The following is a 19,726-nucleotide window of genomic DNA, read 5'->3' as shown; positions in this document are numbered from 1 at the left end:
GCGAAGACCGCCCAGGAAGCCGTAAAACGCCTCTGGGAGCGCTCCCGAATTGAGGTGTGCTCGTAGTTGGAGCATCACGACCAGTGATTATGAGTCCGAATAAGGTGGTTCGTGCCGTGTATTAGTCGTATAAATCGGGCATGGTTCATCCGTCCGTCTAGGGACCTTCGGCCGTTCGGCCCATGTCGGACATCGGGGACTAGCCGGACCATGGGAGACGCGTCGGCCGGCGGGACCCCGGCCGATGTCTATACCTGTGGAGGAGTGACCGATATGGCATCGCGAACGCACGAACCGGAGCCGCTGCTCACACCGGCCGAGGTGGCGTCGATGTTCCGTGTCGACCCGAAGACGGTGACCCGGTGGGCGAAGGCTGGCAAGCTCAGCGCCATCCGGACCCTCGGGGGGCACCGCCGTTACCGCGAGTCGGAGGTTCGGGCTCTGCTGCAGGGGCAGATTCCCCAGCAGCGCCAGGGAGACTGACCGCCGGGAATTCTACAGACGTACGGAGCAGGGGCGGCGGACAACGGTCCGCCGCCCCTGCTCCGTGTCCGGCCCGGGCGGTCACTCCGACAGGCTGATCCGGATGCCCACCGTCCCCCGCTCGCCCCGCCGCAGCCGGCTGCCCAGCAGGCTGAGCCGCCCCACCAGCCGGTACTTCTGCTTCAGCAGTTCGCGGATCCGGCGGGTGTCCGCCGGGCCGCAGATGGTCGCGTGACCGGACACCGCCTCGCCGTGCGGCCGGCCCCGCAGGTCGCACGGTGCCACCGTCACCTCGCCACTGCGCCGGATCCGCTTCACCTTGCCCGAGTCGGCGACGGTCCAGGCGGCCAGCGCGTCACCGTCGCGGGCGGCCCACACGGGGGTGGGCACCGCCCGCCCGTCCCTGCGGAACGTGGTCAACAGGACGTACTTCTCCGCAGCGAGGCGGTCCAAGGTGGTCACGCCGCAAGAATACGACCGCGCGACCCGCCGACCATGGGGTTAGCGTGAACCCCGTGACCGGGGAACCCAGGATCGGCGACGTATTCGGCGAGCTGCTGCGGGACGCGCTCGCCGTGCAGACCGGGATCGGCCCCCGGCCGATGGCCGGCGGGCGGCTGCCCCGGCCCGTCATCGAGATCATCGAGCGGGACGACGGCCTCATCAACGGCGCCCCCGCCGCCCACTACCTGGCCGGCCCCGCCGAGTGGCAGCCGTACGACCACCGGGCGGTGGACCGGGTCCGGGGCGAGACGCTGGACATCGGCGTCGGCGCCGGCCGGATCGCGCTGCTGCTCCAGGAGCGCGGAGTGCCGGTGACCGGGCTGGACACCTCCCTCGGCGCGTTGAAGGTGTGTCGCCGGCGCGGGGTGCGGAACCTGGTGCACGGCACGATCGACGAGCACGTCGCCGACGGCCGGCGGTACGACACCTTCCTGCTGCTCGGCAACAACCTCGGGCTGATCGAGGGGCGGGACCGGGCGTCGGCGTTCCTCGCCACGCTCGCCGCGCTGGCCAGGCCCGGTGCGCAGGTCATCGCGCACGGCACCGACCCGTACGGCACCACCGACCCGGTGCACACCGGCTACCACGAGCTGAACCGGCACCGGGGTCGGCTCGGCGGGCAGCTGCGGCTGCGGCTGCGGTACCGGGAACTGGGCACCGAGTGGTTCGACTACCTGGTCTGCTCGGTGGCCGAGCTGGCCGAGCTGGTCCGCGGCACCCCGTGGCGACTGACCGACGTGGATGACCGGGACGCCCCGTACTACCTGGCGACCCTGATGCTGACCGGCTGACCGGTCCGCGGGCGACTCCGGTACGCGCAAGGGGCCCTTGCCTCCGGTACGCGGAAGGGGCCCTTGCCTCCGGTACGCGGAAGGGGCCCTTGCCTCCGGTACGCGGAAGGGGCCCTTGCCGGGCGGGAAGCCTCGGCAGGGACCCCTTCCGCGCGCCTCAGACCCGGACGGTCGGGGGGAGCGGCTCCGGCGGGAGGCCACCGTCGCCGTCGACCACCTCGTCGGGAGTCCCGTCCTCGTCGAGGTCGACCATGGTGATGTCCACCTTGCCGTCGCCGTCGGTGTCGAACTGGAACAGGTCGGCCCGACCGTCGCCGTCGGTGTCGACGACCCAGACGTCGGTCTTGCCGTCGTTGTTGGTGTCCGCGCGGAGCAGGTCGACCCGCTCGTCCCCGCGGGTCTCCACCGTCGCCGGGTTCTCCACACTCTCCGGTGCCTGGCTCATGTTCCGGTCCTTCCCTCGGTTGACGGCGCAGTACCCGGTTCGGCGTGCCCCCACGCATGCCGCCGATGCCCGTGCTGCATAGGGTCGCACCCATGAGCCAGCGGAGCGGGCGGCCCGGCGTGGCGGAGACCCCGCATGCCGCCGTGCGCAGCGAGGAGACGTCATGAATCGTTTTGTCGTCGTCGGGGCCGGCACGATGGGCCTGGGCATCGCCTACGTGGCGGCCGGCGCGGGATACCACGTCGAACTGGTCGAGGTCGACCCCGACCGGTCGACCGCCGCCGAGGCGCGGCTCGGTGAGCTGTGGGACCGGGCCGTCCAGCGGGGGAAGCTCGCCGCGGACGAGGCGGCGGCGCACCGGGGTCGGGTGACGCTGGTCGCCTCCCTCGGTGCCGTCGCGCCCGAGCCCGACGTGGTCGTGGAAGCCGTGCCGGAGCGGCTGGAGCTCAAGCGCGCCGTCCTGCGGGCCGCCGCCGCGCTGCGCCCCGCGCTGCTGGGCAGCAACACCTCCAGCATCTCCATCGGGGAACTGGCCGCCGGGCTGGACCGGCCGGAGCGCTTCGTCGGGCTGCACTTCTTCAACCCCGTCTGGGCCATGGCGCTGCTGGAGGTCGTGGTCGGCGCGGACACCGCCGAGGAGACCACCGCGGCGGCCGTCGCGCTCGCCGGCCGGCTGGGCAAGGACCCCGTCGTCGTACGCGACCTGCCCGGCTTCGCCACCTCCCGGCTCGGGGTGGCCCTCGGGCTGGAGGCGATCCGGATGGTCGCCGACGGGGTGGCCGACCCGGCCGACATCGACAAGGCGATGGTGCTCGGCTACCGGCACCCGGTGGGCCCGCTGGAGCTGACCGACCTGGTCGGGCTGGATGTCCGGCTGGACATCGCCCGCACCCTCCAGACCGCCTACGGGGACCGGTACGCGCCGCCGCCGTTGCTGGAGCGGATGGTCGCCGACGGCAGGCTGGGCAGGAAGTCCGGGCAGGGCTTCTACCGCTGGGAAGGAGGCGAGAAGCGGTGAGCGGGCTGCGGATCGACGAGCGGCCGGACCGGCTGGTGGTGACGCTGGACCGGCCCGAGAAGCGCAACGCGATCGACGCCGACCTGATCGGTGAGCTGCACGACGTCTGCGCCGAACTGGAGGCGCGGCCCCGCCTGCTGCTGCTCACCGGCGGCGCGGAGGGGATCTTCGCGGGCGGGGCGGACATCGCCCAGCTCCGCGAGCGGGGCCGGCTGGACGCGCTCGCCGCGATCAACTCCGCCGCCTTCGCCCGGATCCGGGCGTTGCCGATGCCCACCGTCGCCGCCGTCGACGGCCCGGCGCTGGGCGGTGGCGCTGAGCTGGCGTACGCGTGCGACCTGCGGGTGTGTACGGCGCGCGCCGTCTTCGGCCAGCCGGAGGTGCGGCTGGGCATCCTGGCCGGCGCGGGCGCGACCCACCGGCTCCCGGCGCTGGTCGGCGAGGCCCGGGCCAAGGAGTTGCTGTTCACCGGCCGTCGGGTGGATGCCGCGGAGGCGCTGCGGATCGGGCTGGTCAACCAGGTGGTGGACGAGCCCACCGAGCTGCTGCCCGCCGCGCACGGGCTGCTCGACGAGATCGCCAAGGGCTCCTCCCTGGCGCTGCGGCTGACCAAGCTGGCCGTGGACGCACCGCCGGCCGCCCACCCGCACCTCGACCTGGTCAGCCAGGCGGTGCTCTTCGAGGACGAGGAGAAGCGGCGGCGGATGACCGAGTTCCTGGAGCGCCGCAGGCCCCGCTGACGGCGCGTCGCAGCCGGGCCCGGTGCGCCGGACGCGCGACGGCCGCCCCCGCGAGTCTGCCGGGGCGGCCGTCGCGCGTCGGGTCAGTGCCGGATCTGCACCCCGGAGTCGGCGAGCGCCCGGATCACCTGCGCGGACTCGGCGAAGCCGATGACCAGCACGGCATCCGCGTCGTACTTCTTGATCTCCTGGGCGCCGGCGGTGAAGTCCAGCGGTGGAGCCTTCGCGTCGGCCGGCGGATCGTACGTCAGCAGCTTCACCCGGTCGCTGCCGATGCCGGCCCGCTCCAGCTCGGCGCGGACGTTCTCCTGAAGGCCCTCGCCGTAGGAGTCCTTCCGGGCGACCAGCACGATCTTGTGTGGCCCGTCGCGCAGTATCACGTCCGCCAGCGCCCGCCCCTGGAGGCTGTCCGGCGGTGCGGTGCGGAAGTAGAGGCCCTTGTCCTCCACCGAGGTCAGCCCCGCGTCCGTGTTGGACGGTGCGAACAGCACCCGGCCGGCGGCGACCACGTCCGGCAGAATGGCGCGGGAGATGCCCGAGGCGCCGGCGCCGATGATGACGTGCGCGCCGTCCCGGACGTGCTTGGCCACGGTGGCCTTCGCGACGTCCGGGTTGGTGCCGTCGTCGCCGTCGAGCCAGACCACCGGCTCGCCGAGCACCCCGCCCGCGGCGTTGACCTCCTTGACCGCCAGGGCGGATCCGGCGGCCAGCGGCGGGTACGCCAGGGCCAGGTCGCCGGTGCGCGGCAGCAGGCCGCCCAGGACCAGTGGCGCCGAGGGGACCTTCCCGCCGCGCTGCTTGTACGGCCGGGGCGGGTTCTTCGTGCTCGCGGCCGACTCGTCGCCGGCGCCGACGAACTCGGTCTTGCCGTCGTCGATCTTGCGGTCCCCGAAGGTCAGGGTGGCGTAGCTGGCCGTGGCCGGCTCCCCGGCGTCGGTGAACCCGGCCCGGTTGAGCGACACCCCCCGGTACTCGATGTCCTGGCCGGCACGGGCCAGCTTCAGGCAGTCCGCCGCCTTCTCGCACCGCTGGCCGTTGTTGGTGACGCCGACGATCTGCTTGGCGATCTGCGTCGGCTCGGTGCTGCCGGCAAGCTGCGTGGCCAGCGCGGTGATGACCACCGCGTCGTACGCCTCGGCCGCGTAGAGGTAGTCGCCGAGCTTCGGGTAGACGGACCGGAGTCGGCTCTTGAAGGCTTCCGGCAGCGGCGTGAGCGGGGTCGTGCCCTTCATGCCGTCGATCAGATCGGCGCGCTCCTTCAGCTCCGCGGCGTACCCATTGATCATGTTGCCGTCGATGCCGTAGAGGCGGACCTGTGTGGTGGTGGTCTCCTCTGACTTGCCGGTGCCGCAGGCGGCACCGGCAAGGAGCAACGCCCCGCAGGCCACCAGGGCGGCGGCGCGCGAGCCGTGTGATACGAACATGGTCGTCCTTCCTCCGGCGAAGGTCCGCTGCGCACATTAGCGTGCCGAGCTGGGCTGCGGGGATGTGGAGCCCGGTCAATTGCCTGCTAGCCGCGCAGGCGTACGCAGGGTCACCGGTTCGACGCTCTCGGGTGGTCACGGGTTGACCACCCGTCGTACAGTGCGCCGGGTGACGGACGTACCGCAGCAGACGCTGGACGACGCGACCGCCGTGCTCCACTCGGCCCTGGCCGGAGACGGCGACGCGGTGGTGGGCGCCTTCGACGAGGTGGTCGACCGGGCCGGCCTCGCCGGGGCGTACGGGGTGGCCTGGTGCCTGGCGGCCACGATGGTCGGGGACGTGCCCGCTCCCGGCGGCGCGGCGCTGGACTTTCCCGGCATCGACGAGGCCGGCTACGACACCCGCTGGGTGGCCCGCTTCGTCAGCGCGTACGCCAACGCCGACGCCGACACCGGGGAAGCGCTCTTCGGCGCGGCGGTCGCCGACGGCCTGCTGCCGGACTGCCTGCTCACCCTCGCCGGCTCGACGGTGGCCACCCTGCGCAGCCGGGCCGCCTGACGCCCCGGCGCCGGCCCGGGTGGCCGGGCGCCGGGGCGCCGCCGCTCAGAACGCGTGGTACGCGACCAGCGGCTCGTACTCGTAGCGCAGGTTCGAGAAGCGGACCCGGAAGTTCACCCCGTCCCGGACGTTGGTGGCCACCGTGATCCACCCGGACTTCGCCGGGAGGTAGGTCCAGTAGTTGCAGCTGTTGGTCTTGTCGACGAAGACCACGCAGGCCTGGGTGCCGAAGCTGCTCGCGTTGCGGACGTTGACGTCCGCACAGCGGCTGGTGGCCCGGTAGGTGCCGGCCTCCCCGCCCCAGCTCCCGGTCTGGAAGTACGAGCGCACCGCGCCGCCGTAGCAGGTGGCGTCGGTGCCGGCGAGGTTCACCGCGGGTGTTCCCGCGCCGGGACTCGCGGGCGCGGGGGCCGCCTGGGCGGGGGCCGCGAGGGCGAGCAGCGACACCGCTGCCGTCATCGTGGCCAGTAGGCGGACGACCGGGGATGACATGGGCGCCTCCAAGCGTTGACTGACCGTCCGTACCGGACGTCTGACCAAGGGCAACGATGATACGGGTCGATGGGTCTCACCGCTGGCCCGGCAGCGTCCGGGACGGTGTGATAGCTCTGGTGGCATGTCGGAGGTCATGCTTGTCAAGGTGCGCAAGCTGCTGGCGAAGGCCGAGGACCCGGCCTGCACGCCGGAGGAGTCGGCCGCGTTCACCGCCAAGGCAACCGAGCTGATCGCCCGCTACGGCGTGGACCGGGCCCTGCTGGCGGCCCGCGACCCGGCCACCGACCCGGTCGGTGACCGGGTGGTCGAGGTCGTCGCCCCGTACGCCCGGGACAAGGCCGGCCTGCTCGCCGCCGTCGCCGCCCCGCTGCGCTGCCGCTGCGTCCGTCGCCGGCACGGCAGCAGCTTCGCGATGCACCTGTTCGGCTTCGCCAGCGACCTGGAGCGGGTCGACCTGCTCTTCACCTCGCTGCTGGTGCAGGCGGCGCACGGGCTGGCCGGGGCGGTCGTCCCGGTGGGGGAGCACCCGGCCGCGTTCCGGCGCTCCTGGCTCGCCGGCTTCGCCCAGGTGGTCGGCACACGGCTGGTCGAGGCGGAGGCCGGGGCGGTCGCCGACTCCGGCGGGACCTCGGTCGCGCTCGTGCTGGTCGACCGCTCAGACCGGGTCCAGCGCCGGGTGGCCGAGGCCTACCCCCGGCTGCGCACCGCCGCTCCGCGCCGGCTCGCCGGCACCGGTTTCGGCTCGGGTGCCGCGGCCGGCCGCAGCGCCGACCTGGGCGGCCAGCGCCTACCCCCCACCCGAACCCGACAACTCCCCCACTGACCCGGTGGTCGACCCCTTTCCCACACTTCCAGTGAAAGCGTTGCCATCCGCTGCCCCACGGGCACTCTTTCTCTGAAAGTGCGTGTGGGAGAGGTCGGCCGTCGGGTCAGGGTTGGGTGACTGAGGCCAGGTAGCGGGAGAGCAGCTCGTGCCAGCCCGCGGTGAGCGCCTGCCGGTATCCCTCGGCGGCCTCGCCGTGCCGGTCGAAGTGCCGGTGCTCGACCTCCACCCGGGTCCGCTCCGGCCCCTCCGGCAGGAACAGCACCTCCACCTCGCTGGCCTGCGCCGGGTCGGGGGCCGGCACCCGGTCCGGGCCGATCTGCCAGCTGAACACCAGCCGCCGGGGCGGGTCCCAGGTGAGCACGCGGCCCCAGTCGCTCCGGAAGCCGTACGGGCCGATCTCGTAGAGCATGCCTCCGGCGCGTGGCTCGATGCCGAGCTCCGCCAGCGCCGCCGGGCCGGACCAGGTGTACTCCCGGACCCACCAGTCGGTCAGCGCACCGGTGAACACGGCGAAGGCCCGCTCGGTGGAGGCAGGGATGAGGAGACTGCTGCGCAGCGAGTACCGCGCGACATCCTGTCGGACGTCTGCCGGTTCGGCCATCTCCTGTCCCATAGGCCCGGACCATACCGGCTGATGCCCCAGCGTGCAGCTTCGTGCTTGCCCTGAATCGGACACGGCGCGTCCGGATTGCGGACAGTGGCGATTCAACTCCGGACACGCGGACGGCGAACGGGTTGCGTCCGACGGGCGAACGGGTGTCCGGTGCCGGATGGGACGGCCTGGGTGCCGAGTACTCCGGGCAGCACGTGAGCTATCCGCCCAGACATAGCGGAAGCCCCCCATCGCGTTGCCGCAGATGAGGGGCTTCCTGTAGCCCGGCGAAAGGCTATGTGGCCAGGGGCGGGGTCGAACCGCCGACCTTCCGATTTTCAGTCGGACGCTCGTACCAACTGAGCTACCTGGCCGTGCCGCTCGGCTCATGGTACCCAAAAGGCGGGATCACCGCCGGCAGGGAACCTGCTCCGATACGCAGAACGCCGCGCATGGTACGCGCGGCGATCAGCGCTTGCGGTCCTGACGGGACTTGAACCCGCGACCTCCGCCTTGACAGGGCGGCGAGCACTCCAACTGCTCCACAGGACCTGGCTGGTGTTGCTCCGGCTTGCGCCGGTCGTGCCCCCAACGGGATTCGAACCCGTGCTACCGCCTTGAAAGGGCGACGTCCTGGGCCGCTAGACGATGAGGGCGGCCCCGCCATCATTGCACACTCGCAACTTCTAGCGGACTTGCTCCCATCCGGCCCCGCCGGAGGCTTGGAAAGCATACGTGACGGGCGGCCCGCGAAACAAATCGGTATGGCCGAGGGCTCGCTCGCCCGCAAAACCGCAGGTCATGGCTGGTTCAACTGAGCCGGACCAGCCCGTAGCGCCGCTTCAGGTCGCCGATGAGGTGGGCGCAGGCGGAGATCGTGGCGGCCCGATTCCCGCCGCCGTCGTGCATCAGCACGATCGCGCCGGGTCGGACGGCACCGGTCACCCGACGGGTGATCGTCGGGGCGGAGGGCTTGGCCCAGTCCTGCGGATCGACACTCCAGTGCAGCGGCCGCATGCCGAGCTGCCGTCCCATCGCCACGACCTCCGGAGTCCACTTCCCGCCCGGCTGGCGGTAGAACGGAACCTTGGCGCCCGGCGCCGCCGCCTGGATGGCGCGGTTGGTGCGTACCAGGTCGGCCCGGATCTCGGCGACCGGCCGCCGGCCGAGGTCCAGGTCGTGCCGCCAACTGTGGTTGCACAGTTGGTGGCCCTCCCGGGCGATCCGCGCGACCAACTCGGGGTACGCCCGGGCCCGGGTGCCGATCACGCAGAAGGTGGCCTTCGCCCCGGCGCGGTGCAACTGGTCCAGGATCTTCGGCGTCCAGACCGGATCGGGCCCGTCGTCGAACGTCAACGCGACCGCCCGCCCGCCGCTGGTCCGGCGCAGCCCGGGCGGGAGCGTGGTGGGCTGCGGGCGCAGCCGTGGCGGGACGGTCCGGGTCGGCTTGGCCGAGGGGCTCGGCTTCGGCTGCGGTGTCTGTTTCGGCGATGCCGAGGCCGCCGGTGCGGGGGCGGCCTCCGGGGAGCGGCCGGTTGTCCGCTCGCCGCAGCCGGCGAGGAACAGGATCAGGCTGATGCCGAACGCCAGGGCGGCGCGCTCACTCATCGTCACTCCGAGGGGCCGGGTACGTGGGCCACCCGACGCTAGTGGACGAAACGTGAAAACGGCCAGTGCGGTCAGTCTCCTGTCGGCCGGTCCAGGGAGTCGCGTACCGCGAGGGCGAGCGAGACCGCCTCGGCGAGGTCGACCGGGCGGACCACGCCGGCCGGCAGGGAGTCGGCCCACCAGCCCGGGCCGGCGGCCAGCACCAACAGGGGCCGGCGCGGGCTGGTCAGCAGCACGGTGAGCTGGGCCGGGTCGGCGGTGGCCCGGGTGTGCGACCAGACCACCACGGCGGCCGGCCCGGTGCGGTTGACCGCCTCGACCAGGGCCGCCGCCGGCACCCGGGCACCGAGCATCCGGTACGCCATGCCGGCCTCGGCCAGCGCGGCGGCCAGCGCCTCCAGCGGCAGGGTGTGCTGCTCCTCGTCGGCGCAGGAAAGCAGGATCCGGGCCGGACCGGTGGCCGTCCCGACCCGTGGGACGGTGGCGAACGCCTCGGAGACGCACCGGGACACCAGGTGTTCCACCTCGATCAGCCCGGCCGTGGCGGCGTGCCGCTCGCCGATGCCGACGAGCACCGGCCGCAGGAGCCTGTCCCAGGTGGCGACGACGCCGTCGGCGGCCAGGGCGCGGGCGATCGCCTCGCCGATCGCCACCGAATCCAGCCGCATGGCGGCCCGGGCCAGCCCACGGGCCGCCGGGCCGGCCCGGCCGACCGGGATCGCCTGGCCACCACCGTCGCGGACCCCGACCGCGCGGACCTCAGCGAGGGCACCGGTGGGCACCTCGCCGGTCGGCCCCGGTGCCTGCCGGGCCCACCGGGCCGCCTCGGCCGGGGTAATCCCCTCCGCGGTCAGCCTGCGCATCGTCTCCAGGCGCGCGAGGTCTGCCGCCGTGTACCGCCGGTGGTGGCCCGGCACGTGCTGGCTGGGGCCGAGTCCGTAGCGCTGGTGCCAGGTGCGCAGCGTGGTGACCGCGACGCCCAGTCGGCGTGCCACGGCCCCCGCGCTCAGCGCCTCATCGGCCACCCGACCGCTCCGACGCGTCGTCCGCCGGAAGGCCGGCCGGGGCCGCGCTGGGACCGGGGGCGCCCGCCGCAGGCCCGGAGGTACGCAGCAGGCGGTTCACCACCCCGCCCAGCCAGGGCGCGTACGCGCGGGGGTCGACGTCCAGATCGGTCTCCAGCGTCGCCGGGTCGACCCAGCGCACCTCGGCCACCTCGTCCGGGTCGGGACGCAGGGGCGCGTCGGCCGGCACGTCGGCGCGCAGCACGTGGTCGTACTCGAACTCGACCCGCCCGGTGGTGGGGTCCTCCGCGTAGTAGACGTACACCCCGACCTCGGTGAGGTCGACGGGCCCGGCGCCCAACTCCTCGCCCAGCCGCCGGTTGGCGGCCTCGACCAGCGACTCGCCCGGGGCCGGGTGGCCGCAGCACGAGTTGGCCCAGCGCAGCGGGAACCGGGTCTTGGCGGCGGCGCGACGTTGCAGCAGCACCCGGCCGTCCGGGTCGACCAGCAGCACCGAGAAGGCCCGGTGCAGCCGGCCCGGCGGTTGGTGGGCGGCGGCCACCGAGGCCTCGCCGTGCGCCCGGCCGTCGTCGTCGACCAGCTCGACCAGGTGGTCCTCCCGGCCGCTCATCGGGCCGGCCCCGTGATGCGGGCGGCGGCCAGCTTGCCGGAGATCAGGACCATCGGCACGCCGACTCCCGGCTGGGTGCCGGAGCCGACGAACACCACGTTGTCGAGCGTCCGATGCAGGTTCGACGGGCGGAACGGGCCGGTCTGGAAGAGGCTGTGCGCCGACGCGAACGGGGTCCCGGCCGCCATGCCCTGCTCGGCCCACTCGGCCGGGGTGACCGCGCGTAGCACCTCGACGCCGTCGCCGAAGCCGACGTATCCGCGCTCCTCCAGCGTCCCGACGAGCTGGTCGGTGTAGCGGCGGGTCAGGTCACCGCGCCAGTCGAACGGGGCCCGGTCGAGGTTGGGCACCGGGGCGAGCACGTAGTAGGTGTGGCGGTCGGCCGGGGCGACCGACGGGTCGGTGCGGCTGGGATTGGTGACCAGCAGCGACGGGTCGGTCATCAGCTCCCCTCGCCGGATCACCTCGTCGAACGTGCCCTTCCAGGACCGTCCGAAGTGGATGTTGTGGTGGGCGATTTTCTCATAGCTCTGCCGCGAGCCGACGTGCAGCACCACGCAGGACGGCGAGTAGGTGAGCCGGCGCTGCCGGGCAGCGGGAAGCAGGTCCCGGTAGGCGACCGGCAGGTCGGGGTTGAGCACCACCACGTCGGCCGGGATGAACTCGTCGTCCGTGGTGAGCACGCCGGTCGCCCGGCCGTTCGCGGTCTCCACCCGGGTCACCGTGGTGCCGTACCGGATCTGCACGCCGTGCTTCTCCGCCGCGCCGGCCATCCCCCGGGAGACCGCGTGGATACCGCCGCGTGGGAAGTAGACCCCGGCCACCGAGTCGAGGTACGCGATGACCGCGTAGATGGCCAGCGCGTCGTGCGGGGCGAGCCCGGCGTACATCGCCTGGAAGGAGAAGATCCGCTGGGTGCGCGGGTCCTGGAAGAACTGGCCGATCTTCGTCTGGAGCCGGCGGAACGCGCCGTTGGCCAGCAGCTTCAGCAGGTTGCCGGTGAGCAGGTCGGTCGGGGCGTCGAGGTTGCGCTCGATGAAGTCCGCCCGCTCCAGTCGCCACAGCTCCCGGGCGTAGTCCACGAAGCGTAGGTACCCGTCGGCCTCCCGGGGGCCGCAGACGGAGGCGATCTCGGCCGCCATCCGGGTGGTGTCGGTGATCACGTCCAGCGTCGAGCCGTCCGGGTAGTACGCCCGGTACGCCGGGTCCAGCGGCATCAGCTCGACCCAGTCGCCCAACTCCTCACCGACCGCGCCGAGCGCCTCGTCGATCAGGTCGGGCATGGTGAGGACGGTCGGGCCGGTGTCGAACTCGTACCCGTCGACGCCGAGCCGCCCGGCCCGGCCGCCCGGCACCGGCTCCCGCTCGACCACCGTCACCTGCCGGCCGCCGCCGGCCAGGTACAGCGCGCACGCCAGCCCGCCGAGCCCGGCGCCGACGACCACCACCTGGTCCGTACGTCCCGTCACGGTCCGCACGTGACCACCTCCTTCGAAATGTCGCTCATCATGCCCGCCGGTCGGTGGTGGCGGTGGCGAGGCCCGTCAGCGCGGTGCGCGCGGTCTCGTCGATCGGCGCGGTGTCCAGCGCGGCCAGCGCCTCGGCGACCCGGTCGGAGATCATCCGCTCGACCCGGGCGACCGCCCCGGTGTCGGCGACCAACTGGGCCAGCCGGGACATCTCCCGGGCTCCGGTGACCGCGCCGGCCCGGTCCAGCGCCCGACGCTGCGCCGGGGTGGCGAACTGTCGGGCCAACATCAGCAGCGCGGTCGGCTTGCCGCTGCGCAGGTCGTCGCCGGCCGGCTTGCCGGTGGTCACCGGGTCACCGTAGACCCCGAGCAGGTCGTCGCGGAGCTGGAACGCCTCGCCGACGGCCAGGCCGTAGCGGGTGTACGCGGCGGTCAGCGGCGCGTCGGTGCTGGCGCCGGCCAGGCAGGCGCCGAAGAGCAGTGGCCGCTGGACGGTGTAGCTGGCCGTCTTGTAGCGGGCCACCCGCAGCGCCCGGTCCACCGACCAGTTCGCCGCGTCGTTCTCGCCCAGGACGTCGAGGTACTGCCCGGCGATCGTCTCGACCCGCATCCGGTCGTAGCAGTGCCGGACGTCGAGCAGTCGCGCCGGCGGCACGGCGGCGCGGGACATCAGCCGGTCGGCCCAGACCATGCAGAGGTCGCCGATGAGCACGGCCACCGACTCGCCGAACCGGTCGGGGTCGCCGGCGTGCCCGGCGGCGACGTGCCGGGCGGCGGCGGCCCGGTGCGCTGTCGGCCGGCCGCGCCGGGTGTCGGAGGCGTCCATCACGTCGTCGTGCACGAGCGCGAACGTGTGCAGCAGTTCCAGGGCCGCCAGCGCCGGCAGCACCGTCTGGAGCGGCTCGTCGCCGCCCGCGCCGCCCCGCCACCCCCAGTACGCGAAGGTCGGGCGGACCCGCTTGCCGCCGGCCAGCACGCAGTCGCGCGCGGTCGAGGCGAAGCCACCCATCTCCGCGTCGATCTCGGTGAGCGAGGCGACCTCGGCGGCCAGGAACGTCGTGAGGGTGTCGTCCACCCCCCGGGCCAGGTCGTTGGCGAACGCGGCCAGCACGCCGCGGACCGGATCGTCCGTCGCTTCCGGCTGTGCCGGTGCGACGCGGAGGGTGTCACCCACAACTGCGTCGTTGGCCATGTGGGCGAGCGTACCCTAGGGTTACGAGTTGCGTCGATTCCTGCGTCGATAGTCAGAGGAGGGTCAGTGGACACCGACCTCGCCGCCGCCTATGGCCGCTGCCGTGACCTGCACAAACATCATGGCCGCACCTACTATCTCGCCACCCGGCTGCTTCCCGCCTGGAAACGGCGACACGTGCACGCCCTGTACGGATTCACCCGGTACGCCGACGAGATCGTCGACCGCACCGAGGACCTGCCGCCCGCCGAGCGGTCCGCCCGGCTCGACGACTGGTCGGCCCGTTTCCTGGCCGGGCTGCACGGCGCCCCGGTCGACGACCCGCTGCTGCCCGCCGTGCTGCACACCATCGCCGTCTTCGACCTCGACCGGTCCGACTTCGCGTCGTTTCTGCGCAGCATGGCGATGGACCTGACGGTCACCGCGTACCCGACCTACGGCGACCTGCTCGACTACATGGAGGGCTCGGCCGCCGTCATCGGCACCATGATGCTGCCGATCCTCGGCAGCTCCGACCCCGCCGCCGCCCGGGAGCCGGCCCGCCAGCTCGGCCTCGCCTTCCAGCTCACCAACTTCATCCGGGACGTGGCCGAGGACCTGACGCGCGGCCGGACGTACCTGCCGGACGAGGACCTTGCCAAGTTCGATGTCACCCGCGGGGACCTGTACACCGCCGCCGCGCGCCGTCGCACCAGCCCGAAAATCCGCGAGCTGATCGAGTACGAGGTGACCCGCGCCCAGGCTCACTACGAGGCCGCCGCCCCGGGCGTCACCCTGCTGTCGCCCGCCTCGCAGGCCTGCATGCGGACCGCGTACGTGCTCTACGGCGGCATCCTCGACGAGGTGGCCGCCCAGGACTACGACGTGTTCGCCCGGCGGGCGCTGGTGCCCCGGCGGCGACGGATGGCCGTCGCCGGGCGGGCCATACTCACCCCGGCCGGCACCCCGGTCGTGGTTCCCGGGCCGGGGCTGGCGGTTGGCCGGACCTGAGCCCGGTGCGCCTCGTCACAGGCAGGAGTGCAGGGCCTCCACCAGCTCGTCGACCCGGTCGTGGTCGGCGAGCCGGGCGGTGGCGTACGCGAACGTGTAGCCCCGTTCCGGGTCGGCCCAGGCGCTGCTGCCGCCGATCCCGCCCATGCCCCAGCTCCCGTCCGGCTCCCGCTGCATGCCCAGCGTCCAGCAGGCCCGGCGGTCCAGCACCAGGTCTGGGCCGTCGTACTGGGTCCGGGTCGCCTCGGCGACCAGGTCCGGGCCGAACAGGCGCACCCCGTCCAGGACGCCGCCGGCCAGCAGGCCGGCGTAGAGGCGGGCCAGGGCGGCGGCGGTGCCGTGCAGGTTCACCGCCGGCATCTCCGCGCCCCGCCACAGCGGGCTGTTCAGCACCGCCAGGTCCAGCCCGCCCGCCGGGTTGCCCAGCGCCCGGGCCCGCAGCGACCCCGGCTCGCCCAGCGCCCGGGCCGGCCAGCCCGGATCGGCGTACGACAGCTCGGCGCACCGCCGTTGGTCCGCCGCGTCCAGGCCGAAGGCCAGGTCGAGCCGCCACGGGCCGGCGATCTCCTCGGCCAGGAACCGGCCCACCGGCCGCCCGTCCACCCGCCGCACCAGCTCGCCCACCAGGTGCCCGTACGTCCAGGCGTGCTCGCCCGCGACCGACCCCGGCTCCCACTGCGGCTCGGCGGCGGCCAGGTCGGCGCAGAGCAGGTCCCAGTCGGCGACCGCCCCGGCCGGGCGGGGCACCGGAAACGCCGGCAGCCCGGCGGTGTGGCTGAGCACCTGCCGGACGGTCGCCGGGGCGCGGAACCCCGGCCAGTGGTCGGCGACTGGGTCGTCGAGGTCGATCCGGCCCCGGTCGACCAGCGCCAGCAGGCACAGCGCGGCCACCGGCTTGCCGACCGAGTACACGTTGACCAGGGTGTCCGGCGCCCACTGCCGACCCGGCCGGCCGGCGCCGGCGACGAGGTCGACGACCGGCCGGCCGTCGTACCAGACGGCGAGACCGGCCCCCGTCTCCCGGCCGGCGGAGAACAGGTCGTGGAAGCAGTCCCGGACCGGGCCGAAGCGTGGGCGCATCCGGCCACGGTAGGGGAGACGCGCGGGCACCGACATGGCGACACGGTGCGGTGCGGTGGCGCGGTGCGGAATGCTGGCGGCATGGTGGAAGCGGAACTGGTGGACGTGGTCGTGGTCGGGCTCGGCGTCGGCGGCGAGGAGGTGGCCGGGCGCCTCGCCGAGGCGGGCCTCGACGTCGTCGGCATCGAGCGGAGCCTGGTCGGCGGGGAGTGCCCGTACTGGGGGTGCATCCCGAGCAAGATGATGATCCGGGCGGCGAACGCGGTCGCCGAGGCCCGGCGGGTCAACGAGTTCGCCGGCACGGCCCAGGTCCAGCCGGACTGGGCGCCGGTGGCGAAGCGGATCCGCGCGGAGGCCACCGACACCTGGGACGACCGGGTTGCGGTGGAACGGTTCACCGGCAAGGGCGGCCGGTTCGTGCGCGGCAGCGGCCGGCTCGACGGCCCCGGCCGGGTACGCGTCGGCGACCAGGTCTTCCAGGCCCGGCACGGGATCGTGCTCGGCACCGGCACCCGGCCCTCCGTGCCGCCGATCGCCGGGCTCGCCGACACCCCGTACTGGACGAACCACCAGGCAGTCGAGGTCGAGGAGCTGCCCGGGTCGCTGCTCGTGCTCGGCGGCGGCGCGATCGGGCTGGAGCTGGCCCAGGTCTTCGCCCGGTTCGGGGTGGCGGTGACGGTGATCGAGGCGGCGGACCGGGTGCTCGCCGTCGAGGAGCCCGAGGCGTCCGAGGTGGCCGCCGCCGCGCTGCGCGCGGACGGGGTGCGGATCTCCACCGGGGTGAAGGCCGAGCGGGTCGACCACGACGGGCGGGCGTTCACCCTGAGCGCGGCCGGCGGCGTCGAGTTCACCGCCGAGAAGCTGCTGGTGGTGACCGGCCGGCGGGCGCACCTCGACGAGTTGGGGCTGGACGGCGTCGGGGTGGACCCGTCCCAGCGGTACCTCGCCGTCGACGACCGGATGCGCGCCGCCGAGGGCCTCTGGGCGGTCGGCGACCTGACCGGCGAGGGCGCGTTCACCCACATCGCCATGTACCAGGCGGCCATCGTGGTCGCCGACGTGCTCGACCACGCCCGGCGGGCGCGGTCCGGCCCGGACGCCAGCGGCACCGCCAGCGCGGTCGGCGGCGCGGCGAGCACGGCGGGGGCGGGGATCGCCGGTGGCGTGCCGCACGCCGACTACCGGGCGCTGCCCCGGGTCACCTTCACCGACCCCGAGGTGGGCGCGGTCGGGCTGACCGAGCGGCAGGCCCGCGAGCGCGGCATCAACGTGCAGGTCGGCGTGAGCCAGCTCGGCTCGTCCACCCGGGGCTGGATCCACCGGGCCGACGGACTGATCAAGCTGGTCGCCGACGCCGACCGGGGCGTCCTGGTCGGCGCGACCTCGGTCGGCCCGGCCGGCGGCGAGGTGCTGTCGGGCCTGGTGGTGGCGGTACACGCGGCGGTCCCGTTGACCCAGCTCCGGAACATGATCTACGCGTATCCGACGTTCCACCGCGCCATCGAGGACGCCCTGCGCAAGCTGAGGTAGCGCCGCCGCTGGTTCTCGGATCGTCCGACGCGCACGGCGTCGTGCCGGTGCGGTGCGGACGATCAGGGAGACGCGGGTGCGCCGTGCCGGCCGGAGCCCGCGGCGAAGCGGGCCGCGCCCGCCGCCGCGTCGGCCGCCAGCGACTCCGCGCCGTGGGCCAGCTCGACCGCGAAGGCCTCCGGCTCGGTCAGGTTGGCGCCGGCCAGCACCGCCGCCCGGTCGTTGCGCAGGCAGGTCTGCGGGTGGCGGGCGATCCCGGCGGCCAGCCGCTCGGCCTCCACCCGGGCCTCACCCGGCGCGACCAGCCGGTTCACCAGACCCATCGCGTACGCCTCCTCGGCCGGCACCGGTCGGCCGGTGAGGATCAGGTCCATCGCCCGGCTCTCGCCGATCAGCCTGGGCAGCCGGAAGGTCCCCCCGTCGACCAGCGGCACCCCCCAGCGCCGGCAGAAGACCCCGAGCACCGCGTCGGACTCGGCCACCCGCAGGTCGCACCAGAGGGCCAGTTCCAGCCCGCCGGCCACGGCGTACCCGGAGATCGCCGCGATCACCGGCTTGGACAGTCGCATCCGCGTCGGGCCCATCGGACTGTCGCCGTCGGGCTCGACCCGGTTGCCGCCGGGGGTGCCGATCGCCTTCAGGTCCGCGCCGGCGCAGAACGTCCCGCCCGCCCCCCAGAGCACGGCCACCGCCGCCTCCGAATCGGCATCGAAGGCGCGGAACGCGTCGGCCAGGGCCCGGGCGGTCGACCCGTCGACGGCGTTGCGGGCCGACGGCCGGTCCAGGATCACCGTGGTTATGGCCCCGGCGCTTTCGATCCGTACCCCCATCGGCGTCCCTCCTGGTCGGGCGGCTCGACCCTCGGCCGCGGGCCGCCGGGCCGGCGGTGCGGGCCGAGGTGGCCGGCGGGCCGGCCCTCGGGGTGGTGGTGGACACCCCGACATCGACCGTAGCGGCCCGTCCGCCCCGACGGCGCACGGGCGGAGCCGGGCCGGCCGGCACCGGGCGCGGCGCTACCATCGGCGGCGGCACGATCATGTGAGGTGCCCCGCGCCTGCGGGGAGAATCGGGAAGCCGGTGGGAATCCGGCACGGGCCCGCCGCGGTGACCGGGGAGCCGCCGTCCACGCGCGTCACGCGCAGCCACTGGCCGCACGGCTGGGAAGGCGGACGGTCGGGCGTCGATCCGGGAGTCCGAAGACCGGCCTCGCGTCGGGTGCCCACCACAGCGGTGGGCCGAGCGCAGCGGGAGCCTGCCTGTGGACATCTACGACACCATCCACCGCCGCCGGGACGTCCGGGCCGAGTTCACCGGAGAGCCGGTGCCGGCGGACACCCTGCACCGGATCCTCGACGCGGCGCACGCCGCGCCCAGCGTCGGCTACTCGCAGCCGTGGGACTTCGTCCTGGTCCGGGACGCCGGGATCCGCCGCCGGTTCCACGAGCACGTCCAGGCCGAACGGGACACGTTCGCTGCCACCCTCGACGGCGAGGCGGCCGAGCGGTTCGCCCGGATCAAGATCGACGGAGTGCTGGAGTCGACCCTGTCGATCGTGGTCACCTACGACCCGGCGCGGGGCGGCCCGGCCGTCCTCGGGCGGCACGCCATCGCCGACGCCGGGCTCTACTCGGTCTGCCTGGCCATCCAGAACCTGTGGCTCGCCGCCACCGCCGAAGGGCTCGGCGTCGGTTGGGTCTCCTTCTACCGGGAACCGTTCCTGGCCGGGCTGCTCGGTATCCCGGACGGCATCCGGCCGGTGGCGTGGCTCTGCCTCGGGCCAGTCACCCACCTGGCGACCGTGCCGGACCTGGAACGGCACGGGTGGCGGCGGAAGCGTCCCCTCGCCGAGGCGGTGCACCACGACCGTTGGGCGGCGACCGACCGGCGAACGGCTGATTCATGAACCTCGATTGCTGAGATAGCGTGGCATTCACCCTCAGTCCTCAACCCGCTACGTTCGGGAGGATCTTCATGCGTGCCACCGTCAGGGTCCTGCTCGCCTCCGTCCTCACCACCCTCGGCCTGACCGCCGCCGTAGCCACCCCGGCCCTGGCCAGCGCCCCCGCGCCCTTCTGCGAGTCCGGCGCGTCGCAGTTCTACTGCGACGCCACCAGCACCGGCACGACGACCTGGACGGTCACCTGGTACTCCGGCAGCGTCGGGACCTTCACGAGCGCCGGACCGACGCTCTTCGCCAGCTGCCCCTTCTCCAACATCGGCCTGCAGGTGCGGGTCAGCTACAGCTACTTCGACGGCAGCGTGACCCAGTACAGCGACACCGGTAGGTTCATCTGCCGCAGCGGCCCCTGGCAGTAGTCGCCGGGTCCCGCGCCGCCGGGCGGTCG

At 73.8% G+C, this 19,726-nt stretch carries 22 protein-coding genes, 3 tRNA genes and 1 riboswitch; of the genes, 10 read left to right on the top strand and 15 right to left on the bottom strand.

Translation table 11 applies throughout. The features are described 5' to 3' along the window. Window positions 1–273: 273 nt before the first annotated feature. Window positions 274–483 carry a BldC family transcriptional regulator gene (locus ACH4T9_RS22540; RefSeq protein WP_007073996.1) on the top strand — a complete coding sequence of 70 codons (210 nt, stop codon included), beginning with the start codon at window positions 274–276 and terminating at the stop codon, window positions 481–483. A gap of 81 nt (window positions 484–564) precedes the next feature. Here ACH4T9_RS22540 and ACH4T9_RS22535 read toward each other — a convergent pair whose 3' ends face one another. Further along, on the bottom strand, window positions 565–945 hold the full coding sequence (locus tag ACH4T9_RS22535) for a PPOX class F420-dependent oxidoreductase (protein WP_396671678.1): 381 nt from the start codon (window positions 943–945) through the stop codon (window positions 565–567). 53 nt (window positions 946–998) lie between these two features. Between ACH4T9_RS22535 and ACH4T9_RS22530 the strand changes: the two genes are divergently transcribed. Further along, complete coding sequence (locus ACH4T9_RS22530) at window positions 999–1,778, top strand: class I SAM-dependent methyltransferase (RefSeq protein ID WP_396671677.1); 780 nt, start codon at window positions 999–1,001, stop codon at window positions 1,776–1,778. Window positions 1,779–1,935: 157 nt separating this feature from the next. On the opposite strand, the gene ACH4T9_RS22525 is transcribed toward ACH4T9_RS22530, so the two are convergent. Beyond that, window positions 1,936–2,223: a hypothetical protein gene (locus ACH4T9_RS22525; protein WP_396671676.1), complete on the bottom strand. Its 288-nt coding sequence runs from the start codon at window positions 2,221–2,223 to the stop codon at window positions 1,936–1,938. 163 nt (window positions 2,224–2,386) lie between these two features. On the opposite strand from ACH4T9_RS22525, the gene ACH4T9_RS22520 reads away from it, so the two are divergent. Both ACH4T9_RS22520 and ACH4T9_RS22515 read left to right on the top strand, forming a co-directional pair. Beyond that, window positions 2,387–3,241 (top strand): 3-hydroxyacyl-CoA dehydrogenase family protein, encoded by an 855-nt coding sequence (locus ACH4T9_RS22520; RefSeq protein WP_396671675.1) that lies wholly within the window; start codon window positions 2,387–2,389, stop codon window positions 3,239–3,241. Next, the gene (locus ACH4T9_RS22515; RefSeq protein WP_396671674.1) at window positions 3,238–3,981 is read left to right on the top strand and encodes an enoyl-CoA hydratase/isomerase family protein; all 744 of its coding nucleotides are present in this window, start codon (window positions 3,238–3,240) and stop codon (window positions 3,979–3,981) included. The genes ACH4T9_RS22520 and ACH4T9_RS22515 overlap by 4 nt, the downstream gene beginning before the upstream one ends. Before the next feature lie 83 nt (window positions 3,982–4,064). Here ACH4T9_RS22515 and ACH4T9_RS22510 read toward each other — a convergent pair whose 3' ends face one another. Then, a complete protein-coding gene (locus ACH4T9_RS22510; protein ID WP_396671673.1) occupies window positions 4,065–5,405 on the bottom strand; it encodes an ABC transporter substrate-binding protein in 1,341 nt (446 codons plus the stop codon). A 169-nt stretch (window positions 5,406–5,574) separates the two neighbouring features. Here ACH4T9_RS22510 and ACH4T9_RS22505 point away from each other — a divergent pair, with 169 nt between their 5' ends. Next, the gene (locus ACH4T9_RS22505) at window positions 5,575–5,964 is read left to right on the top strand and encodes a hypothetical protein (protein WP_396671672.1); all 390 of its coding nucleotides are present in this window, start codon (window positions 5,575–5,577) and stop codon (window positions 5,962–5,964) included. Between the two features lie 45 nt (window positions 5,965–6,009). Here the strand turns inward: ACH4T9_RS22505 and ACH4T9_RS22500 are convergent, their stop codons facing one another. Beyond that, entirely contained in the window at window positions 6,010–6,456 is a 447-nt protein-coding gene (locus tag ACH4T9_RS22500) for a hypothetical protein (RefSeq protein WP_396671671.1), read from the bottom strand. A 124-nt stretch (window positions 6,457–6,580) separates the two neighbouring features. Here ACH4T9_RS22500 and ACH4T9_RS22495 point away from each other — a divergent pair, with 124 nt between their 5' ends. Beyond that, window positions 6,581–7,282: a DUF2786 domain-containing protein gene (locus ACH4T9_RS22495; protein WP_396671670.1), complete on the top strand. Its 702-nt coding sequence runs from the start codon at window positions 6,581–6,583 to the stop codon at window positions 7,280–7,282. Window positions 7,283–7,388: 106 nt separating this feature from the next. Here ACH4T9_RS22495 and ACH4T9_RS22490 read toward each other — a convergent pair whose 3' ends face one another. From ACH4T9_RS22490 to ACH4T9_RS22450, 9 genes are all read right to left on the bottom strand, one after another. Further along, window positions 7,389–7,898 (bottom strand): SRPBCC family protein, encoded by a 510-nt coding sequence (locus ACH4T9_RS22490; protein WP_396671669.1) that lies wholly within the window; start codon window positions 7,896–7,898, stop codon window positions 7,389–7,391. 279 nt (window positions 7,899–8,177) lie between these two features. After that, window positions 8,178–8,251 (bottom strand) — tRNA-Phe (locus tag ACH4T9_RS22485). A gap of 104 nt (window positions 8,252–8,355) precedes the next feature. After that, window positions 8,356–8,429 (bottom strand) — tRNA-Asp (locus ACH4T9_RS22480). Window positions 8,430–8,460: 31 nt separating this feature from the next. Continuing rightward, window positions 8,461–8,533: transfer RNA gene (locus ACH4T9_RS22475), tRNA-Glu, on the bottom strand. Window positions 8,534–8,687: 154 nt separating this feature from the next. Then, entirely contained in the window at window positions 8,688–9,485 is a 798-nt protein-coding gene (locus ACH4T9_RS22470) for a polysaccharide deacetylase family protein (protein WP_396671668.1), read from the bottom strand. 71 nt (window positions 9,486–9,556) lie between these two features. Beyond that, window positions 9,557–10,510 (bottom strand): MerR family transcriptional regulator, encoded by a 954-nt coding sequence (locus tag ACH4T9_RS22465; protein ID WP_396671667.1) that lies wholly within the window; start codon window positions 10,508–10,510, stop codon window positions 9,557–9,559. Further along, window positions 10,500–11,120 carry an isopentenyl-diphosphate Delta-isomerase gene (idi, locus tag ACH4T9_RS22460; protein ID WP_396671666.1) on the bottom strand — a complete coding sequence of 207 codons (621 nt, stop codon included), beginning with the start codon at window positions 11,118–11,120 and terminating at the stop codon, window positions 10,500–10,502. The genes ACH4T9_RS22465 and idi overlap by 11 nt, the downstream gene beginning before the upstream one ends. After that, complete coding sequence (gene crtI, locus ACH4T9_RS22455) at window positions 11,117–12,598, bottom strand: phytoene desaturase family protein (protein WP_396671665.1); 1,482 nt, start codon at window positions 12,596–12,598, stop codon at window positions 11,117–11,119. Before crtI ends, idi begins: the two co-directional genes overlap by 4 nt. A gap of 28 nt (window positions 12,599–12,626) precedes the next feature. After that, on the bottom strand, window positions 12,627–13,781 hold the full coding sequence (locus ACH4T9_RS22450) for a polyprenyl synthetase family protein (RefSeq protein WP_396671664.1): 1,155 nt from the start codon (window positions 13,779–13,781) through the stop codon (window positions 12,627–12,629). Window positions 13,782–13,847: 66 nt separating this feature from the next. Here ACH4T9_RS22450 and ACH4T9_RS22445 point away from each other — a divergent pair, with 66 nt between their 5' ends. After that, window positions 13,848–14,771 (top strand): phytoene/squalene synthase family protein, encoded by a 924-nt coding sequence (locus ACH4T9_RS22445; RefSeq protein WP_396671663.1) that lies wholly within the window; start codon window positions 13,848–13,850, stop codon window positions 14,769–14,771. Between the two features lie 15 nt (window positions 14,772–14,786). On the opposite strand, the gene ACH4T9_RS22440 is transcribed toward ACH4T9_RS22445, so the two are convergent. Beyond that, window positions 14,787–15,851: a serine hydrolase domain-containing protein gene (locus tag ACH4T9_RS22440; RefSeq protein ID WP_396671662.1), complete on the bottom strand. Its 1,065-nt coding sequence runs from the start codon at window positions 15,849–15,851 to the stop codon at window positions 14,787–14,789. An 84-nt stretch (window positions 15,852–15,935) separates the two neighbouring features. On the opposite strand from ACH4T9_RS22440, the gene ACH4T9_RS22435 reads away from it, so the two are divergent. Then, the gene (locus ACH4T9_RS22435; RefSeq protein ID WP_396672056.1) at window positions 15,936–17,381 is read left to right on the top strand and encodes a dihydrolipoyl dehydrogenase family protein; all 1,446 of its coding nucleotides are present in this window, start codon (window positions 15,936–15,938) and stop codon (window positions 17,379–17,381) included. Between the two features lie 62 nt (window positions 17,382–17,443). On the opposite strand, the gene ACH4T9_RS22430 is transcribed toward ACH4T9_RS22435, so the two are convergent. Next, complete coding sequence (locus ACH4T9_RS22430; protein WP_396671661.1) at window positions 17,444–18,211, bottom strand: crotonase/enoyl-CoA hydratase family protein; 768 nt, start codon at window positions 18,209–18,211, stop codon at window positions 17,444–17,446. A 194-nt stretch (window positions 18,212–18,405) separates the two neighbouring features. Next, window positions 18,406–18,605: riboswitch (cobalamin riboswitch) on the top strand. Between the two features lie 34 nt (window positions 18,606–18,639). On the opposite strand from ACH4T9_RS22430, the gene bluB reads away from it, so the two are divergent. Together bluB and ACH4T9_RS22420 are read left to right on the top strand one after the other, a co-directional pair. Further along, a complete protein-coding gene (bluB, locus tag ACH4T9_RS22425; protein WP_396671660.1) occupies window positions 18,640–19,284 on the top strand; it encodes a 5,6-dimethylbenzimidazole synthase in 645 nt (214 codons plus the stop codon). A 68-nt stretch (window positions 19,285–19,352) separates the two neighbouring features. Then, window positions 19,353–19,697 carry a hypothetical protein gene (locus ACH4T9_RS22420; RefSeq protein WP_396671659.1) on the top strand — a complete coding sequence of 115 codons (345 nt, stop codon included), beginning with the start codon at window positions 19,353–19,355 and terminating at the stop codon, window positions 19,695–19,697. The last annotated feature ends 29 nt before the right edge of the window (window positions 19,698–19,726 follow it).

Source organism: Micromonospora sp. NPDC020750, from assembly GCF_044334565.1.
Lineage (GTDB): Bacteria > Actinomycetota > Actinomycetes > Mycobacteriales > Micromonosporaceae > Micromonospora.
This window is presented reverse-complemented; position numbering and strand designations above follow the sequence as displayed.

Bases quoted from the DNA above. Each gene is read 5' to 3' on its own strand.
- ACH4T9_RS22540 (WP_007073996.1), top strand. From the start codon at position 274: ATGGCATCGCGAACGCACGAACCGGAGCCGCTGCTCACACCGGCCGAG.
- ACH4T9_RS22525 (WP_396671676.1), bottom strand. From the start codon at position 2,223: ATGAGCCAGGCACCGGAGAGTGTGGAGAACCCGGCGACGGTGGAGACC.
- ACH4T9_RS22520 (WP_396671675.1), top strand. From the start codon at position 2,387: ATGAATCGTTTTGTCGTCGTCGGGGCCGGCACGATGGGCCTGGGCATC.
- ACH4T9_RS22510 (WP_396671673.1), bottom strand. From the start codon at position 5,405: ATGTTCGTATCACACGGCTCGCGCGCCGCCGCCCTGGTGGCCTGCGGG.
- ACH4T9_RS22500 (WP_396671671.1), bottom strand. From the start codon at position 6,456: ATGTCATCCCCGGTCGTCCGCCTACTGGCCACGATGACGGCAGCGGTG.
- ACH4T9_RS22495 (WP_396671670.1), top strand. From the start codon at position 6,581: ATGTCGGAGGTCATGCTTGTCAAGGTGCGCAAGCTGCTGGCGAAGGCC.
- ACH4T9_RS22490 (WP_396671669.1), bottom strand. From the start codon at position 7,898: ATGGGACAGGAGATGGCCGAACCGGCAGACGTCCGACAGGATGTCGCG.
- ACH4T9_RS22470 (WP_396671668.1), bottom strand. From the start codon at position 9,485: ATGAGTGAGCGCGCCGCCCTGGCGTTCGGCATCAGCCTGATCCTGTTC.
- idi (WP_396671666.1), bottom strand. From the start codon at position 11,120: ATGAGCGGCCGGGAGGACCACCTGGTCGAGCTGGTCGACGACGACGGC.
- ACH4T9_RS22450 (WP_396671664.1), bottom strand. From the start codon at position 13,781: ATGGCCAACGACGCAGTTGTGGGTGACACCCTCCGCGTCGCACCGGCA.
- ACH4T9_RS22440 (WP_396671662.1), bottom strand. From the start codon at position 15,851: ATGCGCCCACGCTTCGGCCCGGTCCGGGACTGCTTCCACGACCTGTTC.
- ACH4T9_RS22430 (WP_396671661.1), bottom strand. From the start codon at position 18,211: ATGGGGGTACGGATCGAAAGCGCCGGGGCCATAACCACGGTGATCCTG.
- ACH4T9_RS22420 (WP_396671659.1), top strand. From the start codon at position 19,353: ATGCGTGCCACCGTCAGGGTCCTGCTCGCCTCCGTCCTCACCACCCTC.